The 15,634-nt window shown below is 61.3% G+C and carries 13 protein-coding genes; 6 read left to right on the top strand and 7 right to left on the bottom strand.

Annotation, left to right across the window (positions count from 1 at the left end; all coding sequences use genetic code 11):
• The first annotated feature begins 82 nt into the window (after positions 1-82).
• From RUM8411_RS10460 to yaaA, 3 genes are all read left to right on the top strand, one after another.
• Complete coding sequence (locus RUM8411_RS10460) at positions 83-370, top strand: YggT family protein (protein ID WP_085822628.1); 288 nt, start codon at positions 83-85, stop codon at positions 368-370.
• A 77-nt stretch (positions 371-447) separates the two neighbouring features.
• Complete coding sequence (gene recQ, locus RUM8411_RS10455) at positions 448-2,487, top strand: DNA helicase RecQ (RefSeq protein ID WP_085822627.1); 2,040 nt, start codon at positions 448-450, stop codon at positions 2,485-2,487.
• A 33-nt stretch (positions 2,488-2,520) separates the two neighbouring features.
• Positions 2,521-3,291, top strand: coding sequence for a peroxide stress protein YaaA (gene yaaA / locus RUM8411_RS10450; protein WP_085822626.1), 771 nt, complete (start codon positions 2,521-2,523; stop codon positions 3,289-3,291).
• Here the strand turns inward: yaaA and RUM8411_RS10445 are convergent.
• From RUM8411_RS10445 to RUM8411_RS10420, 6 genes are all read right to left on the bottom strand, one after another.
• On the bottom strand, positions 3,282-3,743 hold the full coding sequence (locus RUM8411_RS10445) for a VOC family protein (RefSeq protein ID WP_085822625.1): 462 nt from the start codon (positions 3,741-3,743) through the stop codon (positions 3,282-3,284). The genes yaaA and RUM8411_RS10445 overlap by 10 nt on opposite strands.
• A gap of 9 nt (positions 3,744-3,752) precedes the next feature.
• Positions 3,753-5,954: a response regulator gene (locus RUM8411_RS10440; protein WP_085822624.1), complete on the bottom strand. Its 2,202-nt coding sequence runs from the start codon at positions 5,952-5,954 to the stop codon at positions 3,753-3,755.
• Between the two features lie 156 nt (positions 5,955-6,110).
• Positions 6,111-8,153 carry a hypothetical protein gene (locus RUM8411_RS10435; protein ID WP_085822623.1) on the bottom strand — a complete coding sequence of 681 codons (2,043 nt, stop codon included), beginning with the start codon at positions 8,151-8,153 and terminating at the stop codon, positions 6,111-6,113.
• Positions 8,150-10,912, bottom strand: coding sequence for a DUF4159 domain-containing protein (locus RUM8411_RS10430; RefSeq protein WP_085822622.1), 2,763 nt, complete (start codon positions 10,910-10,912; stop codon positions 8,150-8,152). Before RUM8411_RS10430 ends, RUM8411_RS10435 begins: the two co-directional genes overlap by 4 nt.
• Positions 10,909-11,784 carry a DUF58 domain-containing protein gene (locus RUM8411_RS10425; RefSeq protein ID WP_085822621.1) on the bottom strand — a complete coding sequence of 292 codons (876 nt, stop codon included), beginning with the start codon at positions 11,782-11,784 and terminating at the stop codon, positions 10,909-10,911. Before RUM8411_RS10425 ends, RUM8411_RS10430 begins: the two co-directional genes overlap by 4 nt.
• Positions 11,781-12,788: an AAA family ATPase gene (locus RUM8411_RS10420; RefSeq protein WP_085822620.1), complete on the bottom strand. Its 1,008-nt coding sequence runs from the start codon at positions 12,786-12,788 to the stop codon at positions 11,781-11,783. Before RUM8411_RS10420 ends, RUM8411_RS10425 begins: the two co-directional genes overlap by 4 nt.
• A 52-nt stretch (positions 12,789-12,840) precedes the next feature.
• Between RUM8411_RS10420 and RUM8411_RS10415 the strand changes: the two genes are divergently transcribed.
• Positions 12,841-13,431: a DUF1285 domain-containing protein gene (locus RUM8411_RS10415; RefSeq protein WP_085822619.1), complete on the top strand. Its 591-nt coding sequence runs from the start codon at positions 12,841-12,843 to the stop codon at positions 13,429-13,431.
• Here the strand turns inward: RUM8411_RS10415 and RUM8411_RS10410 are convergent.
• Complete coding sequence (locus RUM8411_RS10410; RefSeq protein ID WP_268808353.1) at positions 13,428-14,435, bottom strand: DMT family transporter; 1,008 nt, start codon at positions 14,433-14,435, stop codon at positions 13,428-13,430. The two genes, RUM8411_RS10415 and RUM8411_RS10410, sit on opposite strands and share 4 nt — an antisense overlap.
• Positions 14,436-14,545: 110 nt before the next feature.
• Between RUM8411_RS10410 and RUM8411_RS10405 the strand changes: the two genes are divergently transcribed.
• Together RUM8411_RS10405 and RUM8411_RS10400 are read left to right on the top strand one after the other, a co-directional pair.
• Positions 14,546-15,295: a hydroxypyruvate isomerase family protein gene (locus RUM8411_RS10405; protein ID WP_085822617.1), complete on the top strand. Its 750-nt coding sequence runs from the start codon at positions 14,546-14,548 to the stop codon at positions 15,293-15,295.
• A gap of 80 nt (positions 15,296-15,375) precedes the next feature.
• The gene (locus RUM8411_RS10400; protein WP_085822616.1) at positions 15,376-15,606 is read left to right on the top strand and encodes a DUF2798 domain-containing protein; all 231 of its coding nucleotides are present in this window, start codon (positions 15,376-15,378) and stop codon (positions 15,604-15,606) included.
• The last annotated feature ends 28 nt before the right edge of the window (positions 15,607-15,634 follow it).

Raw genomic sequence — 15,634 nt, 5'->3', positions numbered from 1 at the left:
TTCGCAAGCGTTCTGTTGGTGCGGGCTTGCTCTTTACCGCAGGGGTGCTTAGGTCTCAGCAAATGTGAAATCCGGAGGCCCCATGCTGTCGCTGATCCAAATTCTGCTGCTGATCCTGGACATTGTCTGGTTCATCATTCTGGCCCATGTGATCATGAGTTGGCTGATCAACTTTCAGGTGCTCAACCTGCATCAACAACTGGTCGCGCAAATCTGGTACGGTCTGAACCGCATTCTGGAACCGATCTACGGCCCGATCCGGCGGGTTCTGCCCAACATGGGCGGGCTGGATCTGACGCCTCTGGTGGTTTTGATCGGCGTCTATGCGCTGCGGATCATCCTGATCAACAATGTGGGCTATTTCGTCTGACCACTTGTTCCCCGATTCTTAGTATGTGATTGTCCTGTTTAAGAGCAGATAAACCTTAAAACAGGGTCACCCCGCATATGTTCGACGCCGCACCCTTGCTGCGAGATGTCTTTGGATTCGATGACTTCCGACCCGGTCAGGAGGAGATCGTCGATGCCGTGACCGCAGGCGAAAACGTGCTGGCCATCATGCCGACCGGGGGTGGTAAATCCCTGTGTTTTCAGCTGCCTGCGCTGCTGCGCGATGGGGTCACGGTGGTGATTTCCCCGCTGATCGCCCTGATGCGCGATCAGGTGCGCGGGCTGCAAGAGGCCGGTGTCGAGGCGGGCGCTTTGACATCCGGCAACACCCCCGAAGAAACCGACGCTGTGTGGGAAGCGCTGGAAGCCGGGCGGCTCAAGCTGCTTTACATGGCCCCCGAACGGCTGGCCGCCGGGTCGGCGATGGGGATGCTGCGCCGGATCAATGTCAGCCTGATTGCGGTGGACGAGGCCCATTGCGTCAGCCAATGGGGCCATGATTTCCGACCCGACTACCTTCGGATCGGAGAACTGCGGCGCGCGTTGGATGTTCCGCTGGCGGCCTTCACCGCCACGGCGGATGCAGAAACGCAGGACGAGATTGTTGAAAAGCTGTTTGATGGCAGCGCCCCGCGCAAATTCCTGCGCGGGTTCGACCGACCCAATATCCATCTGGCCTTTGCCGCCAAGGACGGACCGCGCAAACAGATCCTCGACTTTGCCGCTGCCCGCAAAACCCAGTCGGGCATTGTCTATTGCGGCACTCGCAACAAGACCGAGGTGCTGGCACAGGCCCTGCGTGCCGAAGGGCATTCGGCCTGTCACTATCACGGCGGGATGGAGGCCGAGGATCGCCGCATCGTCGAGACCCGTTTTGCCCGCGAAGATGGCCTGATCGTGGTTGCAACTGTCGCCTTTGGCATGGGCATCGACAAACCCGATATCCGCTGGGTCGCCCATTCCGACCTGCCCAAATCGATCGAGGCCTACTACCAGGAAATCGGCCGTGCGGGCCGTGATGGCGGACCTGCTGAAACCCTGACCCTGTTTGGCGCGGATGATATCCGCCTGCGTCGGTCGCAGATCGACGAAGGGCTTGCACCGTCCGAACGGCGCATGGCCGACCACGCGCGGCTGAATTCTCTGCTGGGACTGGCCGAGTCGCTGGCCTGTCGCCGCCAGACTTTGCTGGGGTATTTCGGCGAACAGACCGAATCTTGCGGCAAATGTGATCTGTGCGACACGCCGCCCGAAATCTTTGATGGCACAACCCCTGTCCGCATGGCCCTGTCCGCAATCCTGCGCACCGAAGAATGGTTCGGTGCAGGCCATCTGATCGACATCCTGCTGGGAAACGAGACCGACAAGATCCGCGCCCGTCGCCATGATGCGCTGTCCACCTACGGTATCGGCAAGGACTGGTCGCGGCCCCAGTGGCAAGCGATTTTCCGGCAAATGATGGGCCATGATCTGGTTCGCCCCGACCCTGACCGCCACGGCGCGTTGCGCATGACCGAGGCCGCGAAACCGATCCTGAAAGGTGAAGCCCAGATCAACCTGCGCAAGGACACGCTCCGCAAGGCCACGCGACGCCCTGCCGTCAAGGCCATGGTGTCCGAGGAAGACGCGCCGCTGCTATCTGCGCTCAAGGCCAAGCGCCGCGCGCTGGCCGAATCCGCACGCGTTCCGGCCTATGTTATCTTCCCTGATCGCACCCTGATCGAGATGGCCGAAACCCGCCCCGCCAATCTGGACGACATGGCCCGAATCAGCGGGATTGGCGCAAAAAAGCTGGAACGCTACGGAGTCACATTCCTTGAGGTTCTGACCGGCGCGGTCGAGGAACTGCATCCGGCGCGGCGCAAACTGGCCGGGCGCGATCAAGGCGAGATCTACGACCGGCTGCTGGAAGTGCAATCGCAACTATCGCGGGGACCCGACGGGATAGACAAGCCACTGACCTGTTCAGCCTCGCAACTGGCCAAGGTCGCGCAACTGCGCTCTGACGATCCGCAAGCGATCGAAAAGCTGCTGGGCGACCGTCGTCACGAAAGGTTTGGCGCGGCCTTTCTGGACGTGCTGCGCGTGGCGGGCTAGATATCCCGATACAGGCAAGAAACGAGGGCGGATATGCTGGTAGTGATTTCCCCGGCCAAACGGCTGGACTGGGCAGAACGGGATGTCGAGGCCACCCAACCCGACTTTCAGGACGACGCGATCCGGTTGTCGAAAACCGCCCGCAATCTGACGCTGGGCGATCTGAAAAACCTGATGGATCTGAGCGATGATCTGGCACGGTTGAATCGCGACCGGTATCGCGCCTTTTCTGATGCGCCCGCCGCAGATGCGACCCGTCCCGCCGCGCTGGCCTTTGCTGGCGACACCTATCAGGGGCTTGAGGCCACCTCGCTGGATGCGGATGAGATGGCCTGGGCGCAGGATCATCTGCGCATTCTGTCCGGCCTTTACGGCGTGTTGCGTCCGCTGGATGCGATTCAGGCCTATCGTCTGGAAATGGGCAGCAAGCTGAAAACCCGCCGCGGCAAGAACCTGTATGAATATTGGCGCGATCAGTTGAGCAAGGCGCTGAACGCCCAAGCCGAGGAAGTTGGCAGCAATGTCCTGATCAACTGCGCCAGTCAGGAATATTTCGGGGCTGTCGACCTGAGGGCGCTCAAACTGCGGGTCATCACGCCGGTTTTCATGGAAGACAAAGCAGGCACCCCCAAGATCGTCAGTTTTTTCGCCAAAAAAGCGCGTGGAGCGATGGCACGCCATGTCATTCAGCACCGCCTGACCGATCCCAAAGGCTTGCTGGAATTCGATTCTGGCGGCTATGCCTACCGCCCGGATCTGTCAGAACAAGACAAACCCGTCTTCGTGCGCCCCTATCAGGCCTGATCCAGCATCGAAGGATCATAGGCGACCAGTTCGACCGTATTGCCCTCGGGGTCTTCAGTGAAAATACCGCGCCAGCCGATCCAGCCGAATTGCTCCACGCGGTAGGGCTGACCGATCTTGTTATACCAACGCTTCACAGCGTCTTGTTCGGCAAAAGACAGCGACAGAGCTATGTGATGCAGCGATGAGCCCGCACCGGTCGCTGGCCTCTGTGCACCGCTGGGGTGCAGACCAGGGCGTGGGGCGGCGGAATGGTGAAACAGCGCCAATACCTGCGTATGACCGCCAAACCCTTCGGCAATGCGAAAGAACGTGATGGCGCTGTTATGATCGCCGCTCAGGCGCTCCAGCCCGATCACGTCTTCATAAAACGCCACCATCGCCCCCATATCGGCACAGCGAATGGCGATCTCGCCCAGGGCGCGCGGCTGAAATCCACGATTGTCTGACATGGGATCAGCCTAGTCGGGCAACGCATCCTCGGCAATGACGGGCAGAGCAACTTCGGGCTGGTGATCCAAGATCATCCGTTGGATTTTCCGCTTTTGCAGCGGCTTCGTCAGATAATGATCCAGCCCGGCGGACAGAATACCCTGATCATCCCCCGCCATGGCATGCGCCGTCAGGGCAACAATCGGCACGTGACGCCCGGTTTCAACTTCGCGCCGTCTGATCTCGACCGTGGCCTGTTTGCCGTCCATTTTGGGCATCGAGATATCCATGAAGATCAAATCCGGATCAAAGTCGAGATGGGCTTGCACCGCTTCAACCCCGTTGCTGACGAATTTCAGATCGATGTTCAGATCTTTCACCATCTTTTTCAGGATCAATTGATTGGTCCGGTTATCCTCGGCCGCCAGGACCCGCATCAGCCGGAGGGTTTTGGGCACTTCGACCGGCATTGGGGTTTCCGGCTCGGCCGCTGACGCGCGCGGCCCATGGCTTAGGGCGGTCAGGCGGGAATATAGCTCGGCCCGCGGGATCGGTTTCTGCAAGACCCCGTCGATCAGGTGGCGCGCCGGGTTGGCGTGAACAACGCCGGGATTGACCGACATCACCACTACGGGCAGATCGTCCCAGCCCCGTTTTTGTAGCGTGCTTGCCAGTTCCAGACTGTCCATATCCGGCAGGTCGTGATCGCACAGCAAAAGATCCACACTGTCATCTACGGCGTCCAGCGCCTCTCCCCCCGTTGCGCAGACGGTCACGTGAGAGCCCAACCGACCCAGCTGTTTGGACAGGATGGCGCGGTTGACGGCCATATCCTCGACCACGATCACATGGCGCAGGCAATCTGCCAGATCGGGCGGCGCTGGTTGCGGGCCTTCTGCCGTGGGCAGCGAAATACGGAACCCGAAACACGACCCCTGCCCCGGCTCGCTTTCGACCCACACAGCTCCGCCCATCAGCGTGATCAGACGTTTGGTGATGGACAGACCAAGCCCGGTGCCTTCAAACTGACGGTTGCGCTCATCCTCGACCTGGTTGAATTCGCCAAAGATGTGCCCGATTTTGTCCGCATCGATCCCGATACCAGTGTCTTCAATCGCCACATGTATGTCACACGTGTCGGGCTCTGCGTTGGGCACACCGGTGACGCGGATCAGGACGTGACCCTCTGAGGTAAATTTGACCGCATTGCCCACCAGATTGGTCAGAACCTGCCGCACGCGACCGGGGTCGCCCACAAACAGGGTGGGCAGGAACAGGTCATAATCGACCAGCAACGACAGCCCCTTGTCCCGTACGCTGGGCTGCAACAGCATCGCCACCTCAAGAATGCAGCGTTCGAAATCAAACTGTTCGGGGTGCAGGATCAGCTTGTCGGCCTCGATCTTGGAGTAGTCCAAAACGTCGTTGATGATCACCAGCAACGCCTCACCGGAATTGCGGATCGTATTGAGGTAGAGCCGTTGTTCATCGTCCAGTGGCGTTTCCGACATCAACTCGGTCATCCCGACAATGCCGTTCATCGGGGTTCGGATCTCGTGGCTCATATTGGCCAGAAAGGCCGATTTCGCACGGTTGGCAGCCTCCGCCCGTTTGCGGGCGGTCTTCAACTCGGTCTCATGCCGGACCGAGGCGGTGATATTCAGGCCCAGACTGACCGTGTCGCCGCCATTGCCGCGCTGATCGATCAACTTGAAATACTGACCATTCCACAGCTTGATCACAACGGATTCAGGGTGTGGTTCCGCCCAGCGCGCCAGCATTCTGGCCTGCCATTCAGCCGGCGGCTCCGAGCCGATATCAATCAGCCCCTCGGCCATCAAAACTTCTAGAATGCGGGCATAGGCAATGCCCGGCGCAACCTCGTCCACACCCTCAAACACACGCAGATAGGCCGCGTTGGCCCCAATCAGGCGGTTCTGGTCGTCAAAAAAGGCAAAGCCGTCCTGAATGGTCTGAATCGAATGCCATAACCGGCGCTCAGCCACTTCGATCTTGGCATGGGCCACGGTCAGGTCGGATTTGACCTTTTCGTTTTCGTCGCGCACCGTTTCAACCTCGGCCTGCGTTTCGCCGATACGTTTGGTCAGTGCCACAGCGTGCAAACCCAGTTTGCGGTTGGCCGCTGACAGTTCGGTCTGCTTCATTTCCAACAACCGCTCAGCCGCCAGCCGCGCGCGTCTTTCCTGTGCCAGTTTGGTTACAAGACTCATCTGCCGATCCCGGAATTACCCGCACCCAGCATCCCGACAGAGCGTGAAAAAGTGTTTAAGCCGTTGCCTCTGTTTTGGTGCACGCCCGATGTTTGCGGCCGATCTGGTGTTGGTCGTTGGCGATAACCCGAGCGCTGGCGGATATGTCCGTCAAACTCAGCGCCGCCCTTCGCGTAACCAGCCGCCCAGCAGGAAACCACCTGCAAGCAACAGAACCAACCAGGGTGGCAACAGCCCGGCCTGGGTTACGTCGCGGGTTTCATAGGCGTTGCGTGGGGTCAGCCCGATCCAGCCGCGCCCCGCGGCCGGGCGCCCAGCGCGCACGGTGCGGATCGAGGGCAGACCGTTTTCAAGCGCGATAACCCCGCCGCGCAGGTCGGCCAATACGGGCGCAAGCACCTCACCTGTTGCGATGGTCTGTTCGAACTCTTTTGGTGCTGCAGGCCCCAACCCGATCACCGCCGTTTGTTCACCTTCCTGCAGGCGATAAAGGCCAATCTCAGGCCCGAAATACAACGCTTCGAACCGACCCGGTGAGACCTCTTCCAGCGTGATCTCAAGCGTTTCACCGTTCGGGCGGGTTACAGTCACCGGCCCGACCTCATCCTCAAGCGTCTGGCGGATGATGCGCATGACCCGGCCGTTGGCCTCGGCCCATAGGGCTTCTTCCTCAAGCTCGGGCTCTTTCATCATCCAGTGGGCCAGACGCCGCAGCAGCTCCAACTGCGGACCGCCGCCCTCAAACCCCCGGCTCCACAACCAGGCGTGGTCCGAAGCCAGCAGCGCCACACGCCCCTCACCAACCCGGTCCAGCACCAGAAGTGGCCGGTCATCCACGCCGGTCATCAACAGCTCACCCGAGCGGTGTTTGACATCGATCTGGCGCAACCATGCGCCCCAATCCTCGGAATCGCCCAGATTCGTGGTCACCGGGTGCCGATGGCCCAGATCCGTGACCATCGGCACAAACCGTTCCTCAATCACGCGCGCAGTGGGTTGTGCCGGCAGGATCGGGGCCAGGGGCGAGCGAAAAATGCTGTCAGCGGTGGCAAAATCCGGCCCCGCAGCGATCAGCACCGCGCCGCCGTCGTTGATATAGTTGGTGACATTGTCCAGATAGATTGCGGGCAGGATGCCGCGGCGCTTGTAGCGGTCAAAGATGATCAGGTCGAAATCGTTGATCTTTTCCAAAAACAGCTCGCGGGTCGGGAAGGCGATCAGAGACAGCTCATCCACCGGCACACCGTCCTGTTTTTCCGGCGGGCGCAGAATGGTGAAATGCACCAGATCGACCGAGCTGTCGGATTTCAGCAGGTTACGCCATGTCCGCCCGCCCGGATGCGGCTCGCCCGATACCAGCAAAACCCGCAGACGGTCGCGCACACCGTTCATCTGAATCAACGCGGTGTTGTTGCGATCGGTCAATTCGCCCTCGGCCTCGGGCACGGTGAACTGGATGACATTGCGCCCGCCATGGGGCAGAGAGATCGGCAATTCCACATCCACGCCAAGCGGGATGGTGAATTGTTCCGGTTCTCCCCCATCCACCGAAATCTCAAGCGGGGCAGAGATCGCGCCGGTGGGGGCAGCGCCGCTGTCTTCGACCCGCAAGGTCAAAGTGACCGGCTCGCCAATAATGGCAAAGGCCGGTGCGTTGCGGACAATCAGGCGACGATCCCAATCCGCGGCGCGCCCGGTTTGCAACAGATGCATCGGCGCGGGCAGATCAGGGGCCTGATCCACGTCGTGCACGATACCATCGGACACCACAAGGATACCTGCGATCCGGGCGCGGGGTTCCTCGGCCAGAGCCGCGTTCAGTGCCGCCATGACCTGCGTGCCCTCGTCGCCATCGCCGTCGCCAACCTTGATCCGGCGCAGCTCGGTATTGGTGCGGGATTCGATCTCGGTGGCCAGTTCTTCGGCGGCCTGCGCGGTTTGCACGGCCCGGTCCGACAGGGTCTGGCTGGCGCTCTCATCCTCGATCATCAGGACAATATCAGTCAGCGGTGCGCGATCTTCGACCTGATAGACCGGCCCCGACAGTGCCGCGATTACCACCAGCGCGGCCAGCCCGCGCAACGCCCAGCCTGACAAGCCGCGCCACAGGGCCAGAAGGACACCCGCAACTGCAATCGCAGCCACAATGGCCAGAACGGGCCACGGAATCAGCGGATCGAATATGACGGTTCCTGTCATTGTCCCAACCTGTCCAACAGAGCAGGCACATGGACCTGATCGGATTTGTAATTCCCGGTCAGCACGTGCATCACCAGATTGACGCCAAAGCGATTGGCCAGCTCGCGCTGACGTTCACCGGCATAGCCGCGCCCCACCGGCAGCAGCGCCTGGCCGTTGCGATCCACGGCCCAGGCCCCGGCCCAGTCGTTGCCACCGATCACCACAGGGGTCACGTTGTCGTTGAGATTGCGGAAGGGCATGCCTTCGATCTGTTCTGCATCCATCGGCGCAGCCTCGACCCAGACCTCAGTGCCTGCGTAACGGCCTGGGAAGTCCTGCAGCAGGTAAAAGGCGCGGGTCAGCACGTGGTCACGGGGAACGGGCTCTAACGATGGGATATTCAGCGGTGCGGCCAACTGTTGCAACTTGCGCCCATTGGGGCTGGCGGCCCCGAACCGGGCGATATCGGCGTCGCGGGTGTCAAACAGGATCATGCCACCGGACCGCAGATAAGCGTTCAGCTTGGCGTAAGCCTCGGCTGAGGGTTGCGGTTGATCCGGGGTAACAGGCCAATAGAGCAGCGGGAAAAAGGCCAGCTCGTCACGTTCCAGATCAACGCCGATGGGATTTGCAGGTTCGACCGAGGTGCGGAAAAACAGCGTCTGCGCCAGACCGCGCATCCCCGCACCGGCAATATCATCCACTTCGGCATTGCCGGTCATGACATGGGCCAGAACCAGCTCATGCGTAGCGCTGAGCGCGAAGTCTGTTTCCTCGGGTGTCTGCGCTTGTGCTTCGGGCACCAGAAAGGCCGCGCCCAAGGCCACCGCTGCGGCCTTAGCCAGCCCCAGCCGCCCCGACAGCGCCAGAGAGGCGATCACGTCCACCGTCAGCAACAAAAGCGCAAGGCTCAGCAGCAGGCCTCCGATCGGCGTCTCAGTGTTCACTTCCTGCCCTTTGACAGTAACGTCCGAGGGCCAGGTCACCGGGCGCAACACCGTGTCCGCAGACAGCACATTCAGCGCCAATTTTTGTTTACCGCTTTCGTACAAGCCGGGCCGCAGATCCGGACCAATTGTACCCGTCACCAGCTCAACCCCATCCACACCGACCAGATTGCCCGCATCAGACAAGGTTCCAAAGCCATCCATGACCTGAATCGGTGCCCAAGTGGTGCCTTGCAGTTGCGATTCCTGCCGCGATTTCGCCGCCGAGGCCACGGCCAGCCGGTCGAGCATCTCAACAAACAGGCCTGACAGTGGCAGGCTGGACCATTCCGCGTCTGCCGTCACATGGAACAGCACCACCTGCCCCAGCCCCAGCGGTTTGCGCGTGACCAGAGGGGTGCCATCCGACAGCGACGCGATCACCCGATCCGCCAGATTGGGGTCCGGTTGCGCCATAACCTGCGTGGTGACGGTCACATCACCGGGGATATCCAACCCGTAAAAGGGCGAGTTCTCGGGGAATGGGGCTAGCCCTTTGGCCTCACCCCAGCTCATCGCGCCACCAACCGAGCGACCGCCGCTGCGCAGTCGCACGGGCAGCAGGATATCTTCGGCGTCCCGGCCCAGATCGCTGGCGGCCATGCGCGGGCCGGCAAAGCGCAACAGCAACCCGCCCTGCTCGACCCATTCAGCCAGTGCGGTTTGTTCGCCATCGGACAGTTTCGCCACATCGGCCAGCACAATCACGTCCGGGTTGGCAGGCAACACATCCAACAGCCCCCCCTCGACGAAATCTGCCGTTGGGATCAACACTTGCGTCAAATAGTGCAAAGACGACAACAGCTCTAACCCTTCGCGGTTGAGCGACCCGGCGATCAGGGCGACCTCGCGGCGGCGCAGGCTGTCATCGGTCAGCGTCAGCGCCCCGGCGGACCGCTGGCCCTGTATTTCAAACCTTGTAATCCGGGCGCGCAGTTCGGAGGGCAGCGCCAGTTCGGTCTGTGCCAGAGTTTCGCCGGCTGGAAACTCCATCTCAACCGATTGCAGAACGCGCATGGCACCGGCGGGATCACGGCCTTGCGCCAACACGGTGATACGGTTCGCCGGACCAGCTTCAGCCCTTTGCGCGGTCAGATGGATGACCCCGTCCTGATATGCGGCGGGCAGGATAGCCACCACCGTCGATTGAGGTTGATACACTGTCACCGCGCCGCGCGCCTGTAGCGCTGCCAGAACCCTGTCATGCCCGTCAAACACCAGCCGGTCACTGAACCAATGGGTGTCAAAGCCTCCATCAAGCTGACCCAGCGCGGTCAGGGTCTGGTCAACCTGCGGCGTGGTTGGTTGCCATGGCATTGGCGTCAAACCGGGTAGCCGCCCGCGCCAGGCCTCGGGGGCCTGAAACACCGGAGTTTCCGGCTCGGTCAGGGTCAGGATCGCCACCGTGCGACCCGCCCGTCCGGCCTCGGTCAGTTGTACGTCGATCTGGTCCAGGGTCGAGGACCACCGGGTTGCCCCGGCCCAGCTGGCATCCAGCACCAGCAGCAAAGGCCCCGATCCCGCCTGATCGCGTGAGGGATTCAAGACCGGACCAGCCAATCCGATGATGATCGCCGCTGCCGCCAACATCCGCAGCAGCAACAGCCACCACGGGGTGCGGTCCGAGACGCTTTCCTCATCCTTGAGCCCCATCAGCAGCGTGACCGCCGGGAACAGCCGACGGATCGGCGCCGGTGGCACAGCGCGCAGGATCAGCCACAGGACCGGCAGGGTCAGCAGACCCAGCAAAACCCACGGCGCGGTAAATCCGATGCCAGCCAGAACTGTCATCCAGTCCCCCCATCCAGCGCCCGGTACAGCCACAACAAAGCCGCCTGTGCGCTGTCCCCCGTATGGTGCAGGCCCTGTTGCCAGCCCGTAGCCCGGCACAGCTGGTTCAGGGCGTCCTTGCGGCGCGCAAGGCGGTCCAGATAGCGGTCGCGCAGGTCGCCGGCCTTCAGGGTTTCGTGACGGACAGACCCCCCGACGCTTTCAAAGATCGTGCGGCCCCGATAAGGGAAACTCTCCTCGCCTGGGTCGAGAACCTGAAGCAGAACGCCACGCACGCCGCGATCGGCAGCTTTGGTCAGGGCCAGTTCAACTTCGTCCAGCGGCCCCAGGAAATCAGAAATGAACACGGCGCGGGCATGTGGAATCATAGCACGATGTTCAGGCGGGGCATAATCGGTCTCGGCATCTTCGGACAAAGCCTCTGCCAGACGGATGATCTGTGCATTGCCACGCCGGGGCGGCAAAGTGGTGCCGGTCAGGCCCACACGTTCGCCCCCCCGCACCAGCAGGATGGCTGTAGCCAGCCCCAACAGGCGCGCCCGGTCCGCTTTGGTGGACAGGGACTTGTCCGAGGCAAACCGCATCGACGCGCCCTGATCCACCCACAACATCACCGATTGCGCGATTTGCCATTCGCGTTCGCGCACAAACTGCTGATCCCCGCGGGCCGAACGGCGATGGTCGATCATCCGCCGACTGTCGCCGATCTGCGCCGGGCGGTATTGCCAGAAATCATCGCCCAGACCGGATCGCCTGCGCCCGTGATCGCCCAGCAGGACGGTGCCGGCCAGATGTTCGGCCCGCGCCAAAAGCGGCGGCAGTCGGGCCGCCTCGGCCTCGGATCTTTCGCGAAGGGTTAGTGCAGCATTCACGCCGCGGCCTCAGTTCGGGTCAACCCCGCGGCAGTGGATTCGATCAGATCAGCAAGGCTATCCCCCCGCGCCCGCGCCGCGAAATTCAGCGCCATCCGGTGGCTGAGCACCGGGCGCGCCATATCCAGTACATCCTCGGCATTGGGGGCCAGGCGCCCCTGCAGCATCGCCCGCGCCCGCACTGTCATCATCAGCGCCTGCGCCGCACGGGGGCCGGGGCCCCAGGCCACCGTCTCAGAAACCCGTTCGGACACGCCTGCCTCATCCGGGCGGAAGGCGCGGACCAGATCAAGGATCAACTCGACCACGGATTCACCCACCGGCATCCGGCGCAGCAGGACCTGCGCGGCCAAAAGCTCTTCTTTGCTGAAAATCTGATGCGCCTCGTCCTCTTCAACCCCGGTCGTGGCCAGAAGAATATCCCGTTCGGTCTGGCGATCGGGATACTCCACGTCGATCCGCACCAGGAAACGGTCCAGCTGCGCCTCGGGCAGCGGATAGGTGCCTTCCTGTTCAATCGGGTTCTGCGTGGCCAGCACGTGGAACGGCACGCCCAGATCGCGGTCTTCACCGGCCACTGTCACGGTGCGTTCCTGCATCGCCTGCAGCAGCGCCGACTGCGTCCGGGGGCTGGCGCGGTTGATCTCATCCGCCATCAGCAACTGGCAGAAGATCGGCCCGGAAATGAACCGGAAGTGGCGGCTGCCATCCTCGGCGGTGTCCAACACTTCGGAGCCCAGAATGTCAGCGGGCATCAGGTCTGGTGTGAACTGAATGCGGTTGCCGTTCAGCCCCATTACAGTCGACAGCGTTTCGACCAGACGCGTCTTGCCCAATCCCGGCAGGCCGATCAGCAGCGCATGGCCGCCACACAGCAATGCCGTCAGGGTCAGGTCCACGACTCTTTCCTGTCCGATAAAGCGACGGGTGATCGAGGCCTTGGCCTCTTGCAGTTTGGTTTCCAGCGCTTCGATCTCGGACACGAGGTCGGCAGGTTCGGTCATGACTTTCCCTTCCGTGGACTATTATGGTTGAAGTGTATCGCGCGAAAAGGAAATGGCAAAAGCAATGAGTGGACAAAAACCTGTGACTCCTTCTCCGGACGGGCTGGCGAGTTCGATCAAAGCGACCAAAACACGGGGTTTACCCCCCGTACACCTGTGGAATCCTCCGTTTTGCGGCGATCTGGACATGCAAATCGCAAAAGATGGCACCTGGAGTTATTTAGGATCGCCGATCAACCGGTTCGAGCTTGTGAAGCTTTTTTCCTCAATTCTTAAGAAAGAAGACGGGAAGTACTTTCTGGTGACCCCGGTTGAAAAGGTGGGAATCACCGTCGAGGACGCGCCCTTTATCGCGGTGGATTTTGAGGCCGAAGGCGACGGTCAGGCCCAGAGGTTGAGTTTTTCCACCCATGTGGGCGATGTCGCCGTCGCGGGTCCGGATCATCCCATCCGAATTGTCATAGACGCAGAAACAGATGAGCCGTCTCCGTACATATTGGTTCGCGCAAACCTGGAGGCGCGCATTGATCGCAAAAGCTTTTATCGCCTCGTGGACATCGCAACGCATCTAGATGGCTGGTTTGGGGTCTGGTCCGGGGGGCAGTTTTTTCCGCTGATCCGTTCGGACGATTTGCCGGGCTAAGCCGGGCGCGCGACCCGGCGATCCTGCGCCAGCACAACGGACAGCGCCACGATCCCTGCGCCCAGCGCCCGGGTTGAATTCCACTCATCCCCCATCATCACCATGATCACCATCACGTAAAACGGCGCGATGTTGATATGGAATGAGGTCAGAGCGACGCCCAGCTTACCAATGGACGCGACAAAGAAAACCTGGCTCAGCCCCATCGAGATAATCGCGTAGATCATCAACATCCCAGCCTGCTGAGTGTCGAAGGCGGTCGCAGGCAACACATCCATACCCATCTGCGCCGCCCCAAACACCAGCAGCGATGCCATGACCAGCCCGCCAGCGAACGTGATCGTGGTGCGTCCCGTGTGGCTAAGGTCTGGAAAGTCGCGCGCGGTTGCCATGCTGGACCAGCAGAACAGGCCCGTTGCCCCAATGGCGCAGACCGCCCCCAGACCCAGCTGAGCAGGCGCCACCGCACTGGTCGCAATCAATCCGCCGACAATCGACACCAACACACCCAGCGCAAAATTCCACCGCAAGCGCCGCGTGCCTGCTGCAAGCTCCAGCACTGTGGCCATCAGCGGCGCACAAGAGGCAATGATTGCAACCGTCACCGGATCGGTCAGCTTTTGCGCAACAATAAGCAGGAACATGGCAATGCCAATTCCAAGCCCTCCGACCAGCATCGCATGGCCCCAGCGGGCACGCAGCACCCGCCGCGGCCCGTCGATCAAAAGCCAGATCGGCACCATGACAACCACCGCAAACGCCAACCGCGCCGCCAACAGAGCAACCGGTGGCCAGGTCTGCAACAACACCTCGGCCGCCGGAAACCCGGCCGCCCACGTCAGCATTGAAGCGACCGCCAACCCATTTCCGGACAAGGCAGAATTCCTTCCGCCGGACATAGAAAGGGTGGTCCCGCGCACGGGGTCAGGGCTCATCGCCATTGGGGTCAAACCTTTTGTTGGTACGGCGCCTGAAATGATTCGCCGTAATGTTCCGAACCTCACTGAAATGCGCCGGGCGATCTGGTCGATTTTCGACAATCTGTCGTTTTCAGTCCCTTTCACTGAAACCGGCCCGACGCTATGGTTCGGCCATCAGATTTCCGAGGCCCCACATGCCCAAATTCGCTGCCAATATCTCGCTGCTGTTCACCGAGCTTCCTTATCTCGACCGGTTTCAGGCTGCGGCTGAGGCGGGCTTTAAAGCGGTCGAGATTCTGTTTCCATACGAACAGGCGGCAAAAGAAACCCGCCGCGCCCTGCTGGCCAACGGGCTGGATCTGGTACTGATCAACGCTCCACCGCCGAACTATACCGGGGGCGCGCCGGGATATGCAGCCATTCCCGGGGGTGAGGCGCGTTTTCAGTCTGATATCCGTCGCGTTTTGCGTTATGCCGATATCCTGCGACCCGGGCTGATCCATATCATGTCGGGCTATGCCTCAGGGCCGGATGCGCTGGAATGCTTTGTGAAGAACCTGCAATGGGCCGCTGATTTCGCCCCCCAACAGCAATTCACGATCGAACCGCTCAACCCGGTGTCACAACCCGGGTACTTCCTGAACGACTACGATCTGGCGGTCGAGGTTTTGAACCAGGTGAACCGCCCCAATCTGGGTCTGCAATTTGACAGCTTTCACGCCTATATGATCCATGGCGACGCGCAGGCGATCTGGGATCGGTTTCACCCGCGGGTCGTTCACGCCCAGATCGGTGCTGCCCCCGACCGCTCGGAACCGGGGCGCGGCCCAACAGATTTCGCAGCCCTTTTCACCGCGATGGAAAACACCGGCTATTCTGGTTGGGTCAGCGCCGAATACACCGCCTCCACATCCCGCACCAGCCAGTCGTTGGGCTGGATGTGACACCGCGCCTCATGATGCTGTCTGGCAATTGATCCCGAAATACCCCACACCCGATAATCACAGTGTCAAGGAGGCCAGACATGTTCCCTGCCCGCTATGCCCGCGCCGTATTTAGCCTGATCATGTCCGGCCTCATGTCCTGCATCGTGACAGGGATCGCCACGGTTAAAGCCATCGGGTTTGGCCCCGGCACGATTGGGGATTGGATGGCGTCCTGGGCCTTTTGCTGGCCCATCGCCTTCACCGTCATCCTGCTGCTTGGTCCCAGCGTGCAACGGCTGGTCAATCGCATGGTCAGACCAAAGGGCTGACCCGCTGCGAAGAGGGCCCGATGAGCAG

It is taken from the genome of Ruegeria meonggei (assembly GCF_900172215.1).
Lineage (GTDB): Bacteria > Pseudomonadota > Alphaproteobacteria > Rhodobacterales > Rhodobacteraceae > Ruegeria > Ruegeria meonggei.
The sequence above is the reverse complement of the archived record's forward strand: the minus strand, read 5'-3'. Positions and strand labels throughout refer to the sequence as shown.